The organism is Kitasatospora sp. NPDC056138 (assembly GCF_042264695.1).
In the GTDB taxonomy this organism is placed as follows: Bacteria; Actinomycetota; Actinomycetes; order Streptomycetales; family Streptomycetaceae; genus Kitasatospora.
On sequence record NZ_JBHJVK010000010.1, the window covers coordinates 81314 to 103080 of the forward strand.

Genomic DNA, 21767 nt, shown 5'->3' on the forward strand with positions numbered 1-21767 from the left:
CCCCGGGGGGGGGGTCGCGACCCCACCGGGCGCCGGGCGTCCTGTCCCCGGCGGGGGGCGGACGGGTCCCACCCGGGTGCGCCGCCCGTGCCGCCGCACCGCCCCCCCGCCGGCCCTCGCCCCGTGGGCCGAGGCCGGGCGGGGTGGCCGGGCCCTACTGCCGGTAGGTGGCCAGGAAGCGGCCGATCCGGCTGATCGCGGTCTCCAGGTCGTCGGCGCGGGGCAGGGTGACGAAGCGGAAGTGGTCGGGGCGGTGCCAGTTGAAGCCGGTGCCCTGGACGATGTGGATCTTCTCGCGGAGCAGCAGGTCGAGGACGAACTGCTCGTCGTCCACGATCCGGTGCACGGCGGGGTCCAGCTTGGCGAAGGCGTACAGCGCGCCCTTGGGCTTGACGCAGCTGACGCCGGGCAGTTCGTTCAGGGCCCGCCAGGCGACGTCGCGCTGCTCGGTGAGCCGGCCGTTCGGCAGGGTGAGGTCGTGGATCGACTGGTGGCCGCCGAGCGCCGCCTGGACGGCGAACTGGGCCGGGACGTTGGGGCACAGCCGCATCCCGGCGAGCATGGTGAGCCCCTCCAGGTAGTCCTTGGCGTGCTGCTTGGGTCCGGAGACCACCAGCCAGCCGCTGCGGAATCCGGCCACCCGGTACGCCTTGGAGAGGCCGTTGAAGGTGAGGGTGAGCACGTCGTCGGAGAGCGCGGCCAGGCAGTGGTGCTCGGTGCCGTCGTACAGGATCTTGTCGTAGATCTCGTCGGCGAAGACCATCAGCCCGTGGCGGCGGGCGAGTTCGAGGATGCCCTCCAGGAGCTCCTTCGAGTAGACCGCGCCGGTCGGGTTGTTGGGGTTGATGACGACGATGGCCTTGGTGCGGTGGGTGATCTTGGCGGCGATGTCGTCGAGGTCGGGGTACCAGTCCGCCTCCTCGTCGCACAGGTAGTGCACGGCCTTGCCGCCGGCGAACCGCACGACGGCCGTCCAGAGCGGGTAGTCCGGCATCGGGACGAGGACCTCGTCGCCGTCGTCCACCAGCGCCTGCACGCTCATCTGGATCAGCTCGGAGGCGCCGTTGCCGAGGTAGACGTCGTCCACCGTGACGCCCGGGACGCCGCGCTGCTGGTAGTACTGCACCACGGCCCGGCGGGCGGGCAGGATGCCGCGCGAGTCGCTGTAGCCGTGGGCGTTCGGGAGGTTGCGGATGATGTCCTGGAGGATCTCCTCCGGCGCCTCGAAGCCGAACGGTGCCGGGTTGCCGGTGTTCAGGCGCAGGACGGTGTGCCCGGCCTCCTCCAGCGCGTTGGCCTGGTCGACCACCGGGCCACGGATCTCGTAGCACACGTCCTTCAGCTTGCTGGACTGCCGAAACTCCATCAGCGGTCTCCCGATCCGTCCGTCACCGCACCGTCAGTCTGGTCACTTTGTTCTACCAAGTATCCACTTGGAAAGTCCAACCTTTTGGCTATGCTGATCGACATGTCACGCCGAAGCTACGACCAGTACTGCGCCGTCGCCCGCGCCCTGGACGCGGTGGGCGAGCGCTGGAGCCTCCTGATCGTCCGTGAACTCCTCGACGGTCCGCGCCGCTACACCGACCTGCACGCGGACCTGCCCGGCGTCTCCACCGACATCCTGGCCGCCCGCCTGAAGCAGTTGGAGAGCGAGGGCCTGGCGGTCCGCCGCAGGCTGGAGCGGCCCGCCAACGCGACGGTCTACCAGCTGACGGAGCGGGGACTGGCGCTGCGCCAGGTCGTCGACGCGCTCGGCGCCTGGGGCCTGGAGGCCCTGGGCGAGCCGCGCCCCACCGACGCCGTCCGCGAGCACTGGGTGACGGGGGTGGGCGGCCGGCCGGGGCGGTGATCAACACGGATCCCCGGCCCGGTGCCGCCGTCGCCTCGGGCTCGGCCGTCGTCCTCTTCGTCTCGAAGGGGAAGCCCTGAGCAGGGGAACCCCGAGCCGGGAAGCCTGCCGCTGCCGTCCCCTGGACCGCCCGGGACCGTTGACCCCCCCGGCTCACGGCCGACGTCCGAGTAGCGGCGGACGGCCCGCACGCCTCGGGCCCCCGGGTGCCGCGCGGCACCCGGGAGCCCGGCCGGGCCCGGACGGCACCGGAGGAGGGTCAGGCGGCGGGTTCGGCGATCAGCGCCGTGCCGACCGGACGGAAGCCGAGGCGGGCGTAGACCCGGGCGACGTCCTCGTCCCCGGCGGAGAGGAAGACGGTACGGGTGCCGAGCGCGCGGGCGTCGGCCACCAGCGCGGCGGTGACCAGGTGGGCGAGGCCCCGGCGGCGGGCGGCGGGAAGGGTGCCGACACCGACGATCTCGGTGACCTCGCCGACCGGCTGGTGCATGCCCGAGCACAGTGCGGTGCCGTCCGTGACCGCCACGGCGACCCGGGTCAGACCCGTGCGGATCCGGCCGGCCACCCGCTCGGTGGAGCCGTCCCGGGCGGCCGTCCGGGACGCCTCGGCCAGTTCGGCCGGGCCGGCGGCACCGATCCGGGTACCGGGCTCGGCGAAAGCCAGCCGGGGGACCGCCAGTGCGGCGGCGAGGGCCGGGTCCTCGGGTCCGAGGACCCGGACGGTGACGTCGGCGTGGGCCGTGATCCGCGGCGTCGGCGCGTCCGGGGCGAGCACCATCAACGGGTGGGCGTGCACGTGCAGTCCGCAGGCCTCGGCGGCGGCCCGCAGCGAGGGTGTCGTCTCGGCGACCCACTCGAAGGACTCCGGCGCACCCAGCTCCCGCTGCCGGGAGAGCACTCGCGCCACGTCGTCGGCCCGCACCGGCCCGGCGCCGCCCAGTGTCGGACGGGCGTAGAACGGCCAGCCCTCGCCCTCGCGGACGAACAGCGAGAGCGGGCCGAAGTCCTCGACCCGGGCGCTGCTCCTCGGTACGGCGTCGTAGTACTGCTCAAGGGCATCCAGCACGGTGGCCGATGCGGACTGCCGGCGATCGTAAGAAGTCACACCGCGCATCAAAGCAGCGGGACGACGCGGCGTCACCGGGATATCGCCCCGAGGGCCGGGTGGGATCCGCTCCGCCGGTGGCGGTCGCTCGCCGCGCCGGTGACCCGGCGGGTGGAGCCCACCTCTCCGGACGGGCCGGGCCGCCGTGCGGTGTCGCGTCCGGTGCGATCGCCCTGGGCGGAGCCGTCCTGGGCCGGTGCTCTGCCGCCGGTGTTCGTCCGAACGCGTGACGTCCGTGCCGAGCTGCCGTCAAGTACGCACACCGGAAACTAGATTGGACACGACCTATTGCGTTCGGTAGGGCGATTCCAAGGGAGTGATCATGTCGATCGAGCAGGTCGGACCGATGGTGCCTCAGGTGGCGATGACGCTGGCCGCGATCGCGGCGGCCGCCGCCACCCCGCGTCCGTCGGGGGAGACGCTGGCGGAGCAGAGCAACCGGGTCTTCCTCGGCATCAACGAGCAGTTGGGCGATCCCTCCCTCGCCACCGGGAAGAACTGGAGCCAGCTGTGGTGCGCGCTGAGCGCGGACAACGCGAACATGGCGTACCTGGCCCAGAGCAGGGACGGCTCCAACCAGTTCGCCGTGGTCATCCGGGGCACGGTCGCCAACGTGACCGATCTCCTCGAGGACCTCGGCGTGGGCACGGTGGTCCCCTTCACCGCCGTCGGCTCGCCACCCGCTCCGGTCTACGTCTCCAAGGGCGCGATGGAGGCGTTCAGCCAGGTCGTCACCATGAGCTCGGGGGGCGTCACCCTGGTGCAGGCGCTCACCAGCGTCCTCTCCAAGGCCCAGCCGAACCCCACGGTGTACGTGATCGGCCACAGCCTCGGCGGCTGCATCGCCACCATGGTCGCGCCCTACCTCCAGGCGCAGGGCCTGCCCCGCACCCCGCAGTTCGGCCTCTACACCTTCGCCGCCCCCACCGCCGGCGGCCCGGACTTCGTGTCCTACGTCGACAACTCCCTGAACTGGGTCGTCAACGAGCGCTACCACAACTTCTACGACCTGGTGCCGCAGGCCTGGACCAGCCTCGACAACGCCAAGAAGTGGTACCCCGATCCGCCCGGCCCGGTGGCGAACGACGACGTCATCGGCGTCATCTCGACGATCGCCACCCTGCCGGGCCCCAACGTCTACGCCCAGCCGGGCGACGACATGCCGCTGAACACCGACTACCACAAGCACGACCCGGTCATGGTCAAGAAGTCGCTCCAGGACTTCATGGGCCAGGTCGCCTACCAGCACGCCAACTCCACCTACCTGAGCCTGCTCGACGCCCCCGTCGTGCCGTCAGGTCCGCTGGTGACCGGTATCAGCCCGAACGTCGGCGTGGCCGGAACCCCGGTCGTCATCACCGGCAGCGGATTCCACCCGGACAAGCGCCTGGAGGTCGACTTCGGCACGGTGGCGTGCCCACGGCTCGACGTCAGCAACGACGGCGCCCGGATCACCGCCCACGCACCCGAAGGCGTCGGCGTGGTCGCCGTCCGGGTCACCACCAACCTCGGCACCTCCCCGGCCGTCCCGTTCGGCCAGTTCGCCTACGGCGGCCCCGCTCCCGTGGTGGTCACCGGCATCAGCCCGGACAACGGCTGGACCAAGACCCCCGTCACCATCACCGGCGTCAACTTCACCTCCGACGCCAAGGTCTACTTCGGCGACAACCCCGCCGAGTCCGTCCGCGTCACGCCGCCCAACCAGATCGTCGCCATCGCGCCCGCCCCGAGCATCGGCATCGGCAAACCCCTGACCATCAACGTCACCGTGCTGTCGGACGGCTACTCGTCCCCGCCCGGCCCCGCGGACGAGTTCACCTACAAACTGTGAGACCGGTGCCGAACCGCTCCCTGGCCGGGCGGTCAGTCCCACGACTGACCGCCCGGCGGTGCACCGGCGGCTCGGCACGGCCGGCGAGCCGTACCGGGATCGGCCCGAGGACGGCTCCCGGCCCGTCCGGGCCCGGGCGGTGGGGGCGGCGGCGGAGGCCGGGGGCGCCACTCCCGGCCGGGTGTACTGCGCGTACGATCCTGTGACGATGAACGAGACCACCACCACCGCCACCGACGCGACCCCGCACGGCAGTTGCCCCGACGCCGGGCGGCCCGACAGCGCCCGGTCCGATGTCGCGGAAACCGTCGCGTACGCCGGGTACGTCGCCGTCGGGGACTCCTTCACCGAGGGCATGTGCGACGAACTGCTCCCCGACGGCCAGTTCCGGGGGTGGGCCGACCGGGTCGCCGCCGCGCTGGCCGCCGAGCGGCCGGGGGAGGAGTTCCGCTACGCGAACCTCGCCGTGCGCGGCAAACTCATCGGCCAGATCCACGCCGAGCAGGTGGACCGGGCCGCCGTGATGAACGCCGGGCTGATCACGCTGGCGGGCGGGCTCAACGACGTCCTGCGGCCCGGCTGCGACGTCGAGGAGGTCAAGCGGCTGCTCGGCCTGGCGGCCACCACGCTGCTCGCCGGCGGAGCTGCGGGTGCGGGTGCGGGCCCGACCGTGGTGATGTTCACCAGCACCGACCCGAGCCGCCGGCTGGCCGGGAGCGCCCGGCTGCTCCCGGCGATCCTGGAGATGAAGTCCTTCGTCGAGGGGCTGGCCGGGCAGCACCCGGGTGTCCGGGTGGTCGATCTCTTCTCGGCTCCCTGCTTCGACGACCGCCGCCTGTGGGCCGAGGACCGGCTGCACCTCTCCCCGGAGGGGCACCGCCGGGTTGCCGCCGCCGTACTGGAGGCGCTCGGGCGTCCGGTGGGCTTCGACTGGCGCGCGCCGCTGCCCCCGGCCGCACCGAGCGGGCGGGCCGAGCGGCTCCGCTCGGACCTGCGCTGGCTGCGCATCCACCTCGGCCCGTGGATCGGCCGCCGGCTCACCGGCCGCTCCTCCGGCGACGACCGCCCGCCCAAGCGCGCCGAACTCCTGCCCTACGAAGGCTGATCGCCGGCGCTCGGACCGCCCGGCGCTCGGACCGCCCGGTGCTCTGTCCGCTCCGGTGCTCAGTTCGCCCAGGGCGGGGTGAGCACCGAGCCGTCGGCCAGCCGGGCCTGGAGCCCGGTGCCGGTGGTGACCCAGGCGTGGGCGGCCTGTTCGCCGGGGTTGTCGACCTTCAGGCGGACGCCGGCCGGGGCGATCACGGTGTCGCCGGGGCCGAGCGCCGTCCGCTCGCCGTCGAGGGTGACCACCGGTGCGCCGGAGAGCACGTGCAGGACCTCCTCCCGGGTGATGGTGTGCTCGACCCCCGGCGTTCCGGCGGCGATCTCCAGCCGCCAGGCGCAGAGCTCGGTGCTGCCGGTGGCCGGAGCGGCGTACGAGACGAACCGGGCGCCGTGGATCTCGTGGACGGTGGCCTGGTCGGTGCTGACGATGGGCATGAGGTCTCCCTGCGATCGATGAGATGGGCAAGTTGCTTGACTATATGGTCAAGCCACTTGCCCACATAGTCAAGCTACTTGCCCATCTCCGGAGTCGGCCTGGCAGAATTCCGGGCATGACCGAAGCCGAGACCGTTGCCCTGAGCCTGCCGCCACTCCTGCTCGGCCTGGCCGCCGATCTGGTCCGGGCGATCGACGCGGGCGTCCGCGAGCGCGGTTTCGACGACGTGCGCCCGGCGCACGGCTTCGCCTTCGCCCGGCTCGCCCCCGGCGGCGCCAGCGTCGGGGAGCTGGCCGAGCACCTGGGCGTGACCAAGCAGGCGGCGAGCCAGCTGGTCGAGGAGCTGGTCCGCAAGGGCTACGTCGAGCGGCAGCCGCACCCCGCCGACGCCCGCGCCCGGCTCGTCGTGCTCACCGAACGCGGCTGGGCCTGCACCCGGGCGGCGGACGCGGCGGCGGCCGAAGCCGTCCGGCCGTGGGTGGCGACGCTGGGCGAGGAGCGGCTGCACGGACTGCGGGACGACCTGGCCCGGCTGGCGCCCAGTGGGCGGCTGCGACCGGTCTGGTGACGTGCCACGGGCCCGCGGGGGCCCGGCCGTCACCGCAGCGCCGCCGGGCTGCGGACGGACGTGAGCCCGGCGCCCCCGGCCGGATGGCAGGGGACGCCGGGCTCACGCCGGCGGTCGTGCGCGTCACTCGGTCCGCAGACCCTCGGCGCGCATCATCCGCCACAGGGACGGCAGGCTGGCCGCCGTGACCAGCAGGACCACAGCGGCGCCGATCGAGCCGAAGCCGAGGATCGAGACCCAGTCCAGGCTCACCGGGTGGTCGACCATGGTCAGCAGGGCCGAGCCGAGGCCGATCCCGCTGAGGGCCGCCAGGGCGATGCCCAGCAGCACGGGTAGGGCCGTCTGCCAGAGCACCGAGGCGCAGAGCGTGGAGCGGCGGGTGCCGAAGGCGATCAGTACCGCCAGCAGCCTGCGCCGCTCGCGCAGCTGCTCGACCGTGCCGACCAGCATGCTCGCGCCGATCAGCAGCAGGGTGGCCGTGACCCCGGCGAACAGTCCGCGCTTGATGCCGGCGAACCGCCTGTTCTCCTGGGTCGACTGCAGCTGGATCGCGGTGGCCGTCGGGTCCATGGCGGTGACGGTGTTGCGCAGCCGGTCGTACGCGTCGGGGGAGGCGGAGTCCACCTGGGCGTAGCCGACGATCCGTCCGTGGGACTGCGGCGCGCCCTCGGCGGCACCGGGGGTGAGCAGGAAGCCGGAGTAGACCAGCCCGAGCGACTCGGGGGCCGACTCGACCGGTCGAAGCCCCGTCGGCATGGTCCAGTTCGGGTGGATCGGCCGCATTCCGGCGCCGATGCCGGGGATGTAGCCGACCTCCACCGGCTGTCCCGCCTTGAAGTGGGCCATCATGTCTCCGCTGGACCCGCCGCTGTTGTCGAGCGAGAAGGCGTCGCCGTCCCGGCAGGTGTCGATCCTGGCGAGGGTCTTCAGCGTCTCGCACGGCGCTATGTACAGCGAACGCAGCGCGGGGTTCTCGGGGGTGCCGCCATCGGTGGCGACGGGCAGTCCCAGTGCGGAACTCACGCCGGTGACACCGGGGGTGGCGCGCAGGCGGCTGTCGAACTCGGCGGGGAGGATCAGCCCGTGGCCCGTCGGGACCGAGACGTAGGCCTGCGCCTTGCTCGGGTCCTGGCCGGTCTCCCGGCGGAAGTCGCCCTCGATTCCGCTGAACAGCATCTGCAGGGCGATCGCCCCGGCCGCCGCGACGGCGATGCCGCTGACCACCCGGGCCGAGGTGCCGCTGTCCAGCTGGAGCCGGCGGACCGCCAGCTGCCAGGCGACCGGGCCGCCGTGCAGCCGGGCGACCACGGACTCGATCAGCCAGGGCAGCAGTGCGGCGACGCCGACCAGGATCAGCACCGCTCCGCCGGCGACCTGGTACTCGTTGAAGGACTGCCGATTGCCCGCGCCGCTGAACAGCGGGGCCAGCAGTGCGACACCGGCCACCGGCAGCAGCAGCCGCCACCAGACCCGCCGGCGCGGCGCCTGGGCCTGCCGGAACACCCCGAGCGGTTCCACCACGACGCTGCGCATGGCGAGCAGGGTGACGGCGACGGCGGCGGCCGGGACGGCCAGCACGGTGCTCGCGGCCAGCAGCGCGCCCGGCTGGAGGTCGGCGGGGAACACGCTGATGTCGAAGAGCACGACCCCGCGCGCCAGCTCGCGCCCGGCCAGGAAGAGCACGGCGCCGATCACCACGCCGACCAGTGCCCCGAAGGCGGCCTCCCCGGCGGCGATCCGGCGGATCATCCGGGTGTCCGCGCCGACCAGCCGCAGGGCGGCCAGCCGGCGGTCGCGGCGCTCGCCGCCGAACCGTACGGCCGCCGCCACGAACACGGCGACCGGCAGCAGCAGGACGACGAAGCCGATGATCACCAGCAGGATCAGCATCGGGCTCATCGCGTCGTACTCGATCCGGTCGCCGAATCCGGTGATCCGGCGTCCCACGCCGTTGTCGGGGTCGAGCCGGTCGGTGCCCGCGTAGAAGTAGTACTCGGCCGGACCGACCAGGCCCGAGTCGCCGATGGTGCCGATGATCCGCTGCGGGAGGCGCTCGCGCAGCAGGGTGCTGTCGGAGGCGGCCAGCAGCTCCTTCAGCCTGGGCGAGACGACCATCTCGCCGGGCTTGGGCATGGTGGCGACGCCGGGTGGCAGCGGGGCCCTGGGCCCCTCGGGCTGGAGCAGCCGGCCGCTGATGTCCTGCCGGCGGAACTTGGTGTCGGCCGCGGCGATCAGCAGCGTGTTGTCGGCGGGCTTGCGCGCGATGGCCGACAGGCTGAAGTCGATCCGGGCCTCGCTGCGGTCCTGCCGGGACTGGAGGGCGGCCGGGATGGCGGTCGCCGCCAGCAGCAGTGCGACGCCGAGACCGACCCCGAAGGCGGTCATCGCGGTGCGCAGCCAGCCCTGTCGACCGCCGCTCAGCGCCAGCCGGGCGCCGAGCAGCAGGTCCGCGGACCAGACCCGGAGGGCGCTGCGCCGGGGGACGGGCGCAGGTGCGGTGGCGCTCATCCCATCCGCTCCAGGTTCAGCGCGCGGCCGTCCCGGACGACCACCTCGCGGTCCGAGTAGGCGGCCACCCGGGCCTCGTGCGTCACCAGGACCACGGCCGCGCCGGACTCCTTGGCGGCGGAGGTGAACAGCTGCATCACCCGCTCGCCGTTGAACGAGTCCAGGGCGCCGGTCGGCTCGTCGGCGAAGATCACCCGGGGGCCGGTGACCAGCGAGCGCGCCACCGCGATCCGCTGGCCCTGTCCGCCGGAGACCTCGCCGGGGCGCTTGCCGCCGAGGTCGTCGACCTCCAGCCGGGCCATCCACTCCAGGGCCCGCCGCTCGGCCTCCCGGCGGCGTACGCCGGTGAGCCGCAGCGGCAGGGCGACGTTCTCCAGGCAGCTCAACTCCGGTACCAGCTGGCCGAACTGGAAGACGAAGCCGAACTCGGTGCGGCGCAGGGCGCTGCGTTCGGCGTCGCTCATCTCGGTGAGCAGCCGCCCGTCGTAGGAGACGTGGCCGGAGTCCGGCGCGACGATCCCGGCGAGGCAGTGCAGCATGGTGGACTTGCCGGACCCGGACGGGCCCATCACGGCGACCACTTCGCCGGCCCATACGTGCATCTCGGCGCCGGCCAGGGCGTTGGTGGGCCCGAAGGACTTGTGCAGGTCGACGGCGGACAGCAGCGGCGGGGGTGTCTCCAGGCCGGAGGACTTCTCGGATATCGCGTTCACCGGCGGACCTCCGCAGCGAGTTGGTCGAGCCGCGCGGCGGTGAGCTCCAGCCAGCGCAGATCGGCTTCCAGGTGGAACAGGGCGTGGTCGCAGACCAGTTGGTCGGCGAGGTCGCCGGTGGCCTTGCGGCGGGTGAGTTCGCGCATCAGGCGCAGGTGCTCGGCGCGCTGGACGTCCAGGATCCCGGCGGCCGGGCGCTCGGTGAGCAGGGCGAGCACGACCTTGGTGTAGAGGGTGCTCTGCAGATACGGCTCGGGCTTCTCGGGGCGGCCGAGCCAGTCGGCCATGTCGGTCACCCCGGCGTCGGTGATGGCGTACCGCTTGCGCTCGGGGCCGTCGCCCGGCTCTATGCCGTCGACCTCGACCAGTCCGTTCTTCAGCAGCCGCGAGAGTGTCGCGTACACCTGGCCGTACGCGAGCGGGCGACCCTGGCCGAAGCGATGGTCGTACGCGCGTTTGAGGTCGTAGCCGTGTCTGGGCCCGGTCTCCAGGAGCCCGAGGAATGCCTGTCCGATTGCCATGGAACGAACATACACCACGTGTATACATGCGGTGTATACACCGCGATTGCCACCCGGGGCCGGGGCCAGGGCCGGGGCCGGGGCCGGGGCGCGGGTGGTCGGGGGCGCGGATGCGGCAAGGGGCGCGGGGGGCCCGCGCGGGCGGCCGGGCACCTGGACGGTGGGCCACTCGCGCGGATCCCCGCGCCCCTGACGGAGAAGCGGTCAGGCGACCCGGATGGGTCCGCGGTGGACCTGCGGGGCCTGCTGGCGGGCGGTGGTGGCCGAGACGGTGGCGCGCCACAGGCGGGCGGCCGACCAGACCGAGGCGGCCAGCAGCAGCCCGTTGCGCACCACGATGACCAGGGTGCCCTTCCAGCCGCCGTGGATCAGCGAGTCGAAGAAGAGCGGGTAGTCGATGGTGGTGACCGAGGTCGCGAGCAGCAGCAGCAGGGCGACCGGCCGCTGGCTGGAGCCCCGGACGGTGAGGCAGACCGCCGCCAGCCCGATCAGCCAGATCAGGTACTGCGGGCTGATCACCCGGCTGGTCACGGTGAACAGCAGCACGGCCGTGAGTGCCGCGTCGTACGGGGTCGCGGCGTTCCAGCGGCGGGCCCGGAAGCGCCAGAGCAGCAGCCAGCCGAAGGCCAGCGCGGTGAGCAGCAGCGAGGCGCGGGCGATGGTGTGGACGTATGGGCCGAGGAACTCCAGCGAGCCGTAGTGCTGGTCGACGTCGCCGGGCCAGCCGAGTTCGCGGGCCACCTGGAGGGCACTGCCGCCCAGTGACTCGATCTCCACGCCGCGCCCCTGCTGGGCGGTGAGGAAGTCGAAGGCGCCGCGGAAGAGGGTGGCCATCACCAGCAGCAGTGCGGCGGCCGAGGCGCACGTCGCCAGCCAGGCCTGCCTGGTGCCGCGTCCGCGCGGTGCGCCGAGCACGACCAGCGCGGGCCAGACCTTGACCATGGCGGCGATCCCGGCGAGCGCCCCGCCCATCCGGGGACGGGACGGGAGCAGCAGCAGCGCGGCCATCGCCAGGGCGGTGACCGGCAGGTCGTACCGGCCGTAGGGCAGACCGAGCATCAGCGGGAGCGCCATGGCCCACATCCACGCGCCGGCGGTCGAACGGCCCCGGTGCACACCGCCGTTGCGGCGCAGCGAGACCCGGATTAGGGCGGCCTGGGTGATCGCGTCGGTGAGCAGCATCAGCAGCGCGAAGGCCTGGAGGTACGTCAGGAAGGGCAGCAGGCCGGGGGCGAGCATCGCGAGGGCGGCGCCGGGCGGGTACTGCCAGGTGACGTCGCCGACCGGGAAGGTGCCGCCCTGGAGGATCTGGAACCAGCCGTGGTAGGTCCGGTGGACCTCGATGGCCTGCTCGGCCTTGCCGGACTTGAGCATCCCGATCATGATCATGCGGCTGGCGACCCAGTAGCCGGCCAGGGCGAGTGCCTCCCTCGGCCAGGTGGCCGGTCTGGTCCAGCGGAACGGACCAGCCTGGGGCATGCCCCACTGGGTGACCGGTGTCGGGGCCTGAGCCACCATCGCCTCCACGAGAAGGTGCCGTGTGATCTATCTCATATCAGACAAATCAGGTCGGATGATCACCGTTCGGTTGCGTGTCACCGACCGTCAGCACAACGCGCCACGCCGCTCCAAGGACACGCCCGCACCCCCTCCGGGCGGGGTACCTGCCAGAATGCAGGGCGAACCGCAGAGCGCACACGGGCTGTGAAGCGCCCATCGCGGAACGCTCAACCCCGAACCAGGAGAAGGTGGCCGGCTTCGTGACCATGCCAGTCGAACGCAAGATCGCCGAAGAACTGGGCGTCCGCGAAGGGCAGGTGAAGGCGGCCGTCGACCTGCTCGACGGCGGAGCCACCGTCCCCTTCGTCGCCCGCTACCGCAAGGAGGCCACCGGTTCGCTGGACGACACCCAGCTGCGCACCCTGGAGGAGCGGCTGCGCTACCTGCGCGAGTTGGAGGAGCGCCGGAGCGCCGTGCTGGAGTCCATCGACTCCCAGGGCAAGCTGGACGACACCCTGCGGGCCCGGATCCTCGCCGCCGACTCCAAGGCGCGGCTGGAGGACATCTACCTCCCGTACAAGCCCAAGCGGCGGACCAAGGCGCAGATCGCCCGCGAGGCCGGTCTCGAACCGCTCGCCGACGCCCTGCTCGCCGACCCCTCCCAGGACCCTTCGGCGCTGGCCGCAGGCTACTTGAACGAGTCGGTCGCCGATCCGGCCGCCGCCCTGGAGGGTGCCCGCGCCGTCCTGGTGGAGCGCTTCGGCGAGGACGCCGACCTGGTCGGCGGCCTGCGCGAACGGATGTGGACCCGAGGCCGGCTGGTCGCCACCGTCCGCGAGGGCAAGGAGCAGGACGGCGCCAAGTTCGCCGACTACTTCGACTTCGCGGAGCCCTACACCAAGCTCCCCTCGCACCGCATCCTGGCCATGCTGCGCGGCGAGAAGGAGGAGGTCCTCGACCTCGAACTCTCGCCCCTGGACGGCTCCGAGAGCACCGACCTGCCCGGCGAGAGCGACTACGAGCAGCGGATCGCCGCCCGCTTCGGCATCGCCGACCGGGGCCGCCCCGCCGACAAGTGGCTCACCGACACCGTCCGCTGGGCCTGGCGCACCCGCATCCTGGTCCGGCTCGGCATCGACCTGCGCACCCGGCTGCGCCAGGAGGCCGAGGACGAGGCCGTCCGCGTCTTCGCCGCCAACCTGCGCGACCTGCTGCTCGCCGCCCCCGCCGGAACCCGCGCCACCATGGGCCTGGACCCCGGCTTCCGGACCGGGGTGAAGGTCGCGGTGGTGGACGCCACCGGCAAGGTCGTCGCCCACAGCACCATCTACCCCCACCAGCCCGCCAACAAGTGGGACGCAGCCCTGGCCACCCTCGCCGAGCTGGCCCGCAAGCACGAGGTGGACCTGGTCGCGATCGGCAACGGCACCGCCTCCCGCGAGACCGACAAGCTCGCCGATGACCTGATCAAGCGTCACCCCGAGCTGAAGCTCACCAAGGCGATGGTCTCCGAGGCCGGCGCCTCGGTGTACTCCGCCTCCGCGTTCGCCTCCCAGGAGCTGCCCGATCTCGACGTCTCCATCCGGGGCGCGGTCTCCATCGCGCGCAGGCTCCAGGACCCGCTGGCCGAACTGGTCAAGATCGACCCCAAGTCGATCGGTGTCGGCCAGTACCAGCACGACCTGAGCGAGGTGAAGCTCTCCCGCTCGCTGGACGCGGTGGTCGAGGACTGCGTCAACGCGGTCGGCGTGGACGTCAACACCGCCTCCGCACCGCTGCTCACCCGGGTCTCGGGCGTCACCGGCACGCTCGCCGACAACATCGTCGCCCACCGCGACGCCAACGGCCCCTTCCGCACCCGCAGGGCGCTCAAGGACGTGGCCAGGCTCGGGCCGAAGGCGTTCGAGCAGTGCGCGGGCTTCCTGCGCATCCCCGACGGCGACGACCCGCTGGACGCCTCCAGCGTGCACCCTGAGGCCTACCCCGTGGTCCGCCGCATCCTGGCCGGCACCGGCGGCGAACTGCGCGCGCTGATCGGCAACAGCGCTGCGCTGCGGGCCCTGCGCCCCGCCGACTTCGCCGACGACACCTTCGGCGTGCCGACCGTCACCGACATCCTGGCCGAACTCGACAAGCCCGGACGCGACCCGCGCCCGGCCTTCCGCACCGCCGTCTTCAAGGAGGGCGTCGACAAGATCGGCGACCTGGAGGTCGGCATGGTGCTGGAGGGCGTGGTCACCAACGTCGCCGCGTTCGGTGCGTTCGTGGACGTGGGCGTGCACCAGGACGGCCTGGTCCACGTCTCGGCGCTGTCCAGGACCTTCGTCAAGGACCCGCGCGAGGTGGTCAAGCCCGGGGACATCGTCCGGGTCCGGGTCACCTCGGTGGACGTCGCGCGCAAGCGGATCGGGCTGACGCTCCGGCTGGACGACGAGGTCGCTCCGGGCTCCGGCTCCGGTGGCGGCTCCGGCTCCGGCGGTGAGGGGCGCCGGGAGCGGGGCCCGCGTCCGCCGCGCCAGGACCGGCGCGGTGACGGAGACCGCCGTGGTGACGGGGACCGCCGCGGCGGCGACCGGCGCGGCGGGGCACCGGCCCAGGTCACCAACAGCGCGATGGCCGACGCCCTCCGCCGGGCCGGTCTGGCGGGTGGGGACTCGGGCAGGCGCTGAGCCCTCTCCGGTGGTCCGGTGACGCCCGGTCAGGCGGCACCGGACCACCGCTGCCTGTCGGCTGTCGGCTGTCGGCTGTCGGGGCGGCCGGGGCTGCCGGGTGCTGCCGGAGGGGCGCGGGAATCCTCCTCCGGTCTCTCCCGCCGCTGCCGGCCGGCCGGCTGGGGCGCGGCCGCGCCGTGTACGAGCGGCAGGTCGCGCGCGGGAACGCTCCGGTGCTGATCACCTCCGGGGGCCAGAGGCCCGACGAGGCGCTGCCCGAGTCGCACGCGATGGCCGACCGCCTGACGGAGCGTGGGTTCCCGAGGACCGGAGAGTCCGGGAGGGCCGCTCCCGTACCACCGGGGAGAACCTGACGTACAGCAGGGCCGGCACGGAACAGTCCGGGCCCGACTGCCGGTGCGTGATCGCCACCGACAACTTCGACGCCGTCCGGGCCGCCCTGCTCGCCCGCAGCACCGGGGTCAACGGCCGTGCCGTGGGCTCGCACGCCGGCGCGTACCACTGGCCCAGCGCGACGATCCGCGAGTTCGCCGCCGTCTTCCTCACCTACGAGGCGGTCGACCTCGGGGTCTGCCTGGTGATCGGGCCGGGCGGTCCGGCCGCCTGACGGCGGGTCCGACCCCGGGCCCGGACCGGCCGGGGTGCGGCGGCTTCGGCACGCGTGACACCCGACCGGTCGACTGCCCTGCCCGGGAAGTCAGTTGGCCGGCGAGCGGGACTCGACGGCGAGGTCGACGAGCTCGCCCCACCAGGCCTCGCGGCCCTGGGTGAGCAGACGACGGGCCTCCTCGGGCGCCACGGCCCGGACCTCGACGACCTGTTCGCCGTCGTCCGGGTTGGTCGGGGCGGAGTCCACCGTGACCTCGGCCCAGCCCCAGAGCCAGGCCTTCTCCGGGTGCGGCTGCCACGGGCGGTACGGCACCGGGCTGTCCGTCACGCAGCGGTGCGCGCCGATCCAGACCGGCGGCCCGGTCAGCCGGGCGCCCGCCTCCTCGCGCAACTCCCGTACCAGGCACGACTCGATGCTCTCCGCCTCTTCCCGGGTGCCGCCCGGCAGGAACCAGTGGCCGCGGGTGTCGCGGCAGAGCACCACCCGGCCCTCCGAGAACCCGATCAGGTGGATGTTGGTGATCAGTGCGTCCGGCGGCAGCTCCGCCGAGAACTGGGCGTCGATGCCGCCCCAGGCCCAGCGCTGCGGTGCGTGCAGACCGGGGAATCGCGCCGCCAGGTCCGCCAGTTCTGCTGCTCTGTCAGTTGTGTCCGTCATTCAAAGATCGTAGTCCCAGCGGGCGGTGAGTGCTGCCGTTCGGTGGCGCTGGGTGATCCGGCGATCGCCGAGCGGCAGAGTGCGGGGGCGGGGACGGAGGAGGCGGTGGGGACGACGGCCGGGACGGAGGGGGGACGGCGGGAACGGCTGGGGACGGGAAACGCTGCTGCGGCGCGGCCGGCCGCCGTACGGACCGAGGTGTCACGGACTGACGGCGAGGACCAGGTAGGCGGCCAGGACGGCGAGGTGGACGGCGCCCTGGAGCGGGGTGGCGCGGCCGGGGACGACGGTCAGGGTGCCGACGGCGATGGTGAGGGTGAGCAGCACCATGTGGGTCGCGCCGAGCCCGAGGACCAGCGGGCCGCTCAGCCAGCCGGAGGCGATGGCGACGGCCGGGATGGTGAGGCCGATGCTGGCGAGGGCGGAGCCGAGCGCGAGGTTGAGACTGATCTGTACCCGATTGCGGAGGGTGGCGCGGACGGCGGCGATCGTCTCCGGCAGCAGGACCAGCAGTGCGATGACCGCGCCCACCACGGAGGAGGGCAGTCCCGCCGAGGCCACGACGGACTCGATGGTCGGCGACACCCCCTTGGCGAGGCCCACCACCGAGACCAGGGCGACGGCGAGCATCGCGAGACTGGTGAACGCCTGGCGGGAGGTGGGTGGTTCGGCGTGGCCGTCGGCGTCCAGGACCTGGCCCGAACTGGTCACCGGCAGGAAGTAGTCGCGGTGGCGGACGGTCAGGGTGGTCACGAACAGCAGGTAGATGACGATCGAGGCGGTCGCGGCGAAGACCAGCTGGGTGGTGGAGAACTGCGGCCCCGGGGTGCTGGTGGTGAAGGTCGGCAGGACCAGGCTGAGGGTGGCCAGGGTCGCGATGGTGCCGAGGGCCGCGCCGGTCCCCTCGGCGTTGAAGACCACGGTGCGGTGCCGCAGCGCGCCGACCAGGATGCAGAGCCCGAGGATGCCGTTGCAGGTGATCATGACGGCGGCGAAGACGGTGTCCCGGGCGAGTGTGGCGTTCTTGGCGCCGGAGTCCGCCATCAGGGTCACGATCAGTGCCACCTCGATGATCGTGACCGCCACCGCCAGGACCAGTGACCCGAGGGGCTCGCCGACCCGGTGGGCGATCACCTCGGCGTGGTGGACGGCGGCCAGGACCGCGCCGGCCAGGAAACAGGACACCAGGACGACCAGCGGTCCGGGCAGTGAACGCCCCCAGGCGAGCGCCAGCAGCACGAAGGCCAGCACCGGCACGGTGACGGTCCACCGCAGGGCTTGCGCACGGAGCCGAATGATCATGCGGGTCGGGCCTCCCGGATCGCTGGGTTCGTGGTCGGGCCAGCAGATCACGGGCGGGCGGAGCGGGGGAGGTGGGCGCGCGCGGGTGTACTGCGTTCGGCGACCTGCGGGTTCGGTGGTCATCGGGTCGGTGCTCCCGGGGCCGGCACGCCCGGGGTGCGGGGGCCTTCGGGCCGGTGGCCCGCCGGGCCAGGATCACCAGGCGGCCTCCCGGTAGTCCTTGAGGAACACCCCGGCCAGTGGCGCGCCGGCCTCGCCGCGCACGATCGGGTCGTAGACGCGGGCCGCGCCGTCCACGATGTCGAGCGGGGTGCGGAAGCCGCGGTCGGCGATCCGGGACTTCTTCGGGGCCGGGTTCTCGTCGGTGATCCAGCCGGTGTCCACGGCGCACATGTGGACGCCCTGCTCGGCCAGTTCGGCGGCGCTGGTGCGGGTGAGCATGTTGAGCGCGGCCTTGGCCATGTTGGTGTGCGGATGCCCGGCGGTCTTGTTGCGGACGGCGAAGCGGCCCTCGACGGCGGTCACGTTGACGATGTACCGCCGGGGCTGCGGCGACGCCAGCAGGAGTGGCAGCAGCCGGTCGCAGAGCAGTGCCGGGGCAACCGAGTTGACCAGCTGGGTCTCCAACAGCTCGGCCGGGTCCAGCTCGCCCAGCCGGGCGGACCAGGAGTTCGCGGGCGCGGTGTCCGGCAGCAGTCCGGCCTCGTCGGTGGTCGGGGCCACCGCGCTCGCGGGGGCGACGGGTGCCGGCTCGCTCGCGGGCGCGGTGGGCCAGGCGGCGGTCAGGGCCGCCGCCGGACGGAAGCCTGGGGCGTGCAGGACGCCCGTACCGGACGGGAGCCGGTCGGCGCGGTGCTGCTCGCCGGACATCAGCAGGGCGTACGCCTCGGGTGGTCGGCGCACGGTCTGGGCGGCGTTGTTGACCAGGATGTCGAGCGGTCGGCCGTCGGCGCGCAGCCGGTCGCAGAGGCCGATGACCTGGCGCGGGTCGCGCAGGTCGATGCCGGCCACGGTGAGCCGGGACAGCCACTCCGCGCTGCCGGGAGCAGCCTGGAACCGGCGTACGGTGTCCTGCGGGAAGCGGCTGGTGACGATCAGTTCGGCGCCGTCCCCGAGCATCATCAGGGCCAGCTGGAAGCCGATCTTCACCCGCCCGCCGGTGAGCAGCGCGCGGCGGCCCCGCAGGTCGGTGGAGAGGCTGCGACGGGCGGCGTTGTCGGTCGCGCAGCCGGGGCAGAGCAGGTGGTAGAAGGTGTCGACCTGACGGTAGGTCGACTTGCAGACGTAGCAGCGGCGGGAGCGGCGCAGCTCGCCGAGCGGGGCGGCGGCGTCCACCGGGCCGGGCAGGGCGAGCGGGGCGTCCTCGCGGCGGTCCGCCGCTCCGGTGGCGGTCGCGCGCAGCAGGGCGGCGTCGGCTGCGGCGTTGTCCTCGCGCTTGGCCCGCCGCCGTCCGCGACGGCCGTCGCGGACGAAGACCTCGGCCAGCTTCTCGGCGCGCAGCCGGGTCGGGTGGTCGACCGGGAGCCGGCGCAGCCGGGCGACCGTCCGCTCGTACGCGGCCAGTTCGTGGTCCGGTACGGCGTTCTGTTGTGCCTGCTGCACCTGCTCGCCCCCGCTGTGTCGTCGGCCCCGGCCGGATGCGGACCGGTCGGATGCGGACCGGTCGGATGCGGACCGGTCGGATGCGGACCGGCGGGATCGGCCGGGCGCGGGCAGGACCACTGCCGCTGCACGCGGGGTTCTGTCGAAGCGCCACCCGGGGCCGGATTCGAACCGGCGTGATCCACGATGCAGTCGTGGCGCGTCTGCCTCTGCGCTACGCCGGGTGGCGTGATCGACATGCTGCCGATGCCGCGGTGTGAGCGCGGTGCCGGGGCGGCCTGGGCGTCCGGCAGGTGCCGGCGGGGCGGGGACGGGTGTGCCGGGGGAGGTTCGGCGGTGCTAGCTTCGCGAGCGGTTTTGCGGAGTCGAACGAATGAACGAGGTGCGTGCGGTGGAGTGGGGAGCGATAGCCGGGATCGCGGTGGTGGCGCTGGGGATGGTGCTCACGCCGGGACCGAACATGATCTACCTGGTGTCGCGGTCGGTGACCCAGGGCCGCCGGGCCGGGATGATCTCGCTGGCCGGAGTCGGACTCGGCTTCCTGGTCTACCTGGCCGCGGCGACGGCCGGGATCGCGGCGGTGTTCGCGCTGGTTCCCGAGATCTACCTCGCGCTCAAGCTGGTCGGCGCCGGCTACCTGCTCTGGCTGGCCTGGAAGGCCGTCCGTCCCGGCGGCAACTCGGCGTTCGCGCCGCGCGAGCTCGACGCCGACCCGCCGGGCAAGCTCTTCCTGATGGGTCTGGTCACCTGTCTGCTCAACCCCAAGCTGGCGATCCTGTACGTCTCGCTGCTGCCGCAGTTCGTGAACCCGCAGCACGGGCATGTCGCGCTGCAGAGCGCACTGTTGGGGCTCACCCAGATCGCGGTCGGACTGGCCGGGAACGCCTTCTTCGTCCTGACGGCGGGCTCGGTCTCCGCGTTCTTCACCCGCCGCCCGCTCTGGCAGCGGATCCACCGCTACGCCACCGGCACCGCACTGGCCGGGTTCGCCCTGAAGATCGCAGCCGACCGGTCGCGGGCGGCGCTTGCCGCATCCTGACGGATCGTCGGCACCGGTCGCCGGGTGCCGCCCACGGGCCCGTGGCCCCTGGACGGCACCCGGCGAGCGGTGCCCGGCCGCTGCCGGCGGGCGGACGTCAGCCGGTGTACTGGGCGAAGATCTGCGAGAACTCGTACGGCGACTGCGGGATGTTGGTGCACTTGAAGAGCGCGCCGGTGCAGGCGGCCGCGTCCCGGGTCATCTCCCAGAAGCCCAGTACACCGAGGCGGTGCTGCTGGGCGAACGACACCAGCTGGCGGGCGGCGGCCTGGTCGTAGACGCCGTGGTCGTCGTTCTCGCCGAGCATCGGGGTGACCCCGGTCATCGCCCAGAGCTGGGCGTCCGTCTTGGCCGGGTACAGCGTCTTCAGCTGGTCGTGGGTGGACTGCGCGGCCTGGACGGCGTCGGCGCCGTAGTCGGTGCTCGGTCGGTTGTAGTCCATCGCCATCACGTTCACCAGGTCGAGGCCGACCCCGGCGTCGCGGGCGGACTTGACCACGGCGACCCCGTCGGCGGTCAGGCCCTCCGGCAGGACGGGCAGGGTGAGCGAGACCTTCAGGCCGGGGTGGGCCTGCTGGAGCCTGGTCAGCGCGGCCGAACGGCGGTCGTTGGCGGCCGTGTCGACCACGGCGGTGCCCTCGATGTCGAAGTCCACGTACCTGAGGTCGTAGGCGTTCACCACGGCGTCGTACTCGGCGAAGAGCGAGTCCACCGTCGAGCAGGCCTGGGCGAGTTCGGTGCCGGAGGCGCCGCCGAAGGAGACCTTGACGTCGCCGCCCGCCGCACGGACGGCGTCGATCTGGTCCTTGCCCCAACCGCTGCGCGGGTCGTAGGCGTTGAACCAGGATGCCTTGCAGCCGCTGGGCGCGGTGATGAACGCCATGGTGAAGGACTTGAGGTTGCCGTTGGCCGCCATGTCCTTGAGCGAGGGGGTCGGCCAGGCGCCCATGTCCACGTAGGGGGCCACCGGGAGGGCGACGTCCGGCGGCGGGGTCCGGGTCTGGCTCGAACTCGGGGACGGGGACGGGGCCGGGGAGCCGCTGCCGGGCGGCGGGGTGGTGGGCGGCGGGGCGCCGGGGCCGCCGAGCACCAGGTCGTCGGCGAGGTAGGCGCCCTGGCCGTACCAGCCGTGCAGGTAGACGGTGACGCTGGTGGTGCCGGGACCGGTGGTGAAGCTGGTGCTCAGCTGCTGCCAGGAGTTGCCGCCGGGCGTCCAGACGGCCGGGTCGGTGACACCGGAACCGGTCGCGCCGAGGTAGACGTACTGGCCCTGGACCCAGGCGCTCAGCGAGTACTTGGTGTTCGGCTGGACGCTGACGCTCTGGCTGCACCGGGCGGTGTCGCCGCTGCTCGCGACCCCCTGCAGAGCGTACGAGCCGCTGTGCACAGGCGAGTTGATTACGCCTCCGGTACCGCCGGAACAGCTCCACGGGCCGAGCGAACCGCTCTCGAAGCCGGGGTTGGCGAGCAGATTCCCGTCCGCCGCACTGGCGTTGACGGCCACCGTGGTCAGCGCACCGGCCGCGAGCGCGGCGGCGCAGCCGATCGGGAGGAGCTTCGCGACCCGCCCGGTGCGCCGGTGGGGCGTCGCGGACTGGCGGTTGAGGGCGCGTGGCATGCGGGGCTGCCTTTCGGACGTGCCGAGGACGCCGGGCGCGGGGTGGTGGGGGAGCGGCCGGCGGCTGGCTGTGGGGTGGTCCTGAGGAACGGCGGGTGGGGCCCGCCCTGCCCTTCAAAATGGACTAGA

General features: G+C 73.1%; 17 protein-coding genes, 1 tRNA gene and 1 pseudogene. 7 read left to right on the forward strand and 12 right to left on the reverse strand.

Annotated features, from left to right (window positions below):
- Window positions 1-154: 154 nt before the first annotated feature.
- Complete coding sequence (locus ACFC1R_RS09860) at window positions 155-1366, reverse strand: pyridoxal phosphate-dependent aminotransferase (protein ID WP_375935527.1); 1212 nt, start codon at window positions 1364-1366, stop codon at window positions 155-157.
- A 102-nt stretch (window positions 1367-1468) separates the two neighbouring features.
- Here ACFC1R_RS09860 and ACFC1R_RS09865 point away from each other — a divergent pair.
- Window positions 1469-1819, forward strand: a pseudogene (locus ACFC1R_RS09865) (winged helix-turn-helix transcriptional regulator); the annotation flags it as partial.
- A 292-nt stretch (window positions 1820-2111) separates the two neighbouring features.
- On the opposite strand, the gene ACFC1R_RS09870 reads toward ACFC1R_RS09865, so the two are convergent.
- Window positions 2112-2966, reverse strand: a complete 855-nt coding sequence (locus tag ACFC1R_RS09870; RefSeq protein WP_375935530.1) for a GNAT family N-acetyltransferase — start codon at window positions 2964-2966, stop codon at window positions 2112-2114.
- A 313-nt stretch (window positions 2967-3279) separates the two neighbouring features.
- Between ACFC1R_RS09870 and ACFC1R_RS09875 the strand changes: the two genes are divergently transcribed.
- Complete coding sequence (locus ACFC1R_RS09875) at window positions 3280-4788, forward strand: IPT/TIG domain-containing protein (protein ID WP_375935533.1); 1509 nt, start codon at window positions 3280-3282, stop codon at window positions 4786-4788.
- Between the two features lie 208 nt (window positions 4789-4996).
- Complete coding sequence (locus tag ACFC1R_RS09880) at window positions 4997-5893, forward strand: SGNH/GDSL hydrolase family protein (RefSeq protein ID WP_375935536.1); 897 nt, start codon at window positions 4997-4999, stop codon at window positions 5891-5893.
- Between the two features lie 59 nt (window positions 5894-5952).
- Here ACFC1R_RS09880 and ACFC1R_RS09885 read toward each other — a convergent pair whose 3' ends face one another.
- Window positions 5953-6327, reverse strand: a complete 375-nt coding sequence (locus ACFC1R_RS09885) for a cupin domain-containing protein (protein ID WP_375935539.1) — start codon at window positions 6325-6327, stop codon at window positions 5953-5955.
- Between the two features lie 116 nt (window positions 6328-6443).
- Here ACFC1R_RS09885 and ACFC1R_RS09890 point away from each other — a divergent pair, with 116 nt between their 5' ends.
- The gene (locus ACFC1R_RS09890) at window positions 6444-6896 is read left to right on the forward strand and encodes a MarR family winged helix-turn-helix transcriptional regulator (RefSeq protein WP_375935542.1); all 453 of its coding nucleotides are present in this window, start codon (window positions 6444-6446) and stop codon (window positions 6894-6896) included.
- 123 nt (window positions 6897-7019) lie between these two features.
- On the opposite strand, the gene ACFC1R_RS09895 is transcribed toward ACFC1R_RS09890, so the two are convergent.
- The 4 genes from ACFC1R_RS09895 to ACFC1R_RS09910 form a co-directional block, all read right to left on the reverse strand.
- Window positions 7020-9404 (reverse strand): FtsX-like permease family protein, encoded by a 2385-nt coding sequence (locus tag ACFC1R_RS09895; RefSeq protein WP_375935545.1) that lies wholly within the window; start codon window positions 9402-9404, stop codon window positions 7020-7022.
- Window positions 9401-10117 carry an ABC transporter ATP-binding protein gene (locus ACFC1R_RS09900; RefSeq protein ID WP_375935548.1) on the reverse strand — a complete coding sequence of 239 codons (717 nt, stop codon included), beginning with the start codon at window positions 10115-10117 and terminating at the stop codon, window positions 9401-9403. The genes ACFC1R_RS09895 and ACFC1R_RS09900 overlap by 4 nt, the downstream gene beginning before the upstream one ends.
- The gene (locus ACFC1R_RS09905; protein WP_375935551.1) at window positions 10114-10638 is read right to left on the reverse strand and encodes a PadR family transcriptional regulator; all 525 of its coding nucleotides are present in this window, start codon (window positions 10636-10638) and stop codon (window positions 10114-10116) included. Before ACFC1R_RS09905 ends, ACFC1R_RS09900 begins: the two co-directional genes overlap by 4 nt.
- 204 nt (window positions 10639-10842) lie before the next feature.
- A complete protein-coding gene (locus ACFC1R_RS09910) occupies window positions 10843-12156 on the reverse strand; it encodes a glycosyltransferase 87 family protein (protein WP_375935554.1) in 1314 nt (437 codons plus the stop codon).
- Between the two features lie 248 nt (window positions 12157-12404).
- Between ACFC1R_RS09910 and ACFC1R_RS09915 the strand changes: the two genes are divergently transcribed.
- Together ACFC1R_RS09915 and ACFC1R_RS09920 are read left to right on the forward strand one after the other, a co-directional pair.
- On the forward strand, window positions 12405-14807 hold the full coding sequence (locus ACFC1R_RS09915) for a Tex family protein (RefSeq protein WP_375935720.1): 2403 nt from the start codon (window positions 12405-12407) through the stop codon (window positions 14805-14807).
- A gap of 100 nt (window positions 14808-14907) precedes the next feature.
- Complete coding sequence (locus ACFC1R_RS09920; protein ID WP_375935557.1) at window positions 14908-15417, forward strand: ElyC/SanA/YdcF family protein; 510 nt, start codon at window positions 14908-14910, stop codon at window positions 15415-15417.
- 90 nt (window positions 15418-15507) lie between these two features.
- On the opposite strand, the gene ACFC1R_RS09925 is transcribed toward ACFC1R_RS09920, so the two are convergent.
- The 4 genes from ACFC1R_RS09925 to ACFC1R_RS09940 all read right to left on the reverse strand — a co-directional run bounded on the left by ACFC1R_RS09925 (window position 15508) and on the right by ACFC1R_RS09940 (window position 19206).
- The gene (locus tag ACFC1R_RS09925) at window positions 15508-16077 is read right to left on the reverse strand and encodes an NUDIX domain-containing protein (protein ID WP_375935560.1); all 570 of its coding nucleotides are present in this window, start codon (window positions 16075-16077) and stop codon (window positions 15508-15510) included.
- A 201-nt stretch (window positions 16078-16278) separates the two neighbouring features.
- Window positions 16279-17379: a calcium:proton antiporter gene (locus ACFC1R_RS09930; RefSeq protein ID WP_375935563.1), complete on the reverse strand. Its 1101-nt coding sequence runs from the start codon at window positions 17377-17379 to the stop codon at window positions 16279-16281.
- Window positions 17380-17574: 195 nt separating this feature from the next.
- Window positions 17575-18981: an SDR family NAD(P)-dependent oxidoreductase gene (locus ACFC1R_RS09935; RefSeq protein WP_375935566.1), complete on the reverse strand. Its 1407-nt coding sequence runs from the start codon at window positions 18979-18981 to the stop codon at window positions 17575-17577.
- A 151-nt stretch (window positions 18982-19132) separates the two neighbouring features.
- Window positions 19133-19206, reverse strand: a tRNA-Ala gene (locus ACFC1R_RS09940).
- A gap of 148 nt (window positions 19207-19354) precedes the next feature.
- On the opposite strand from ACFC1R_RS09940, the gene ACFC1R_RS09945 reads away from it, so the two are divergent.
- Complete coding sequence (locus tag ACFC1R_RS09945; protein ID WP_375935569.1) at window positions 19355-20020, forward strand: LysE family translocator; 666 nt, start codon at window positions 19355-19357, stop codon at window positions 20018-20020.
- Window positions 20021-20117: 97 nt separating this feature from the next.
- Here the strand turns inward: ACFC1R_RS09945 and ACFC1R_RS09950 are convergent, their stop codons facing one another.
- Window positions 20118-21638, reverse strand: a complete 1521-nt coding sequence (locus ACFC1R_RS09950) for a carbohydrate binding domain-containing protein (protein WP_375935571.1) — start codon at window positions 21636-21638, stop codon at window positions 20118-20120.
- Window positions 21639-21767: the final 129 nt, after the last annotated feature.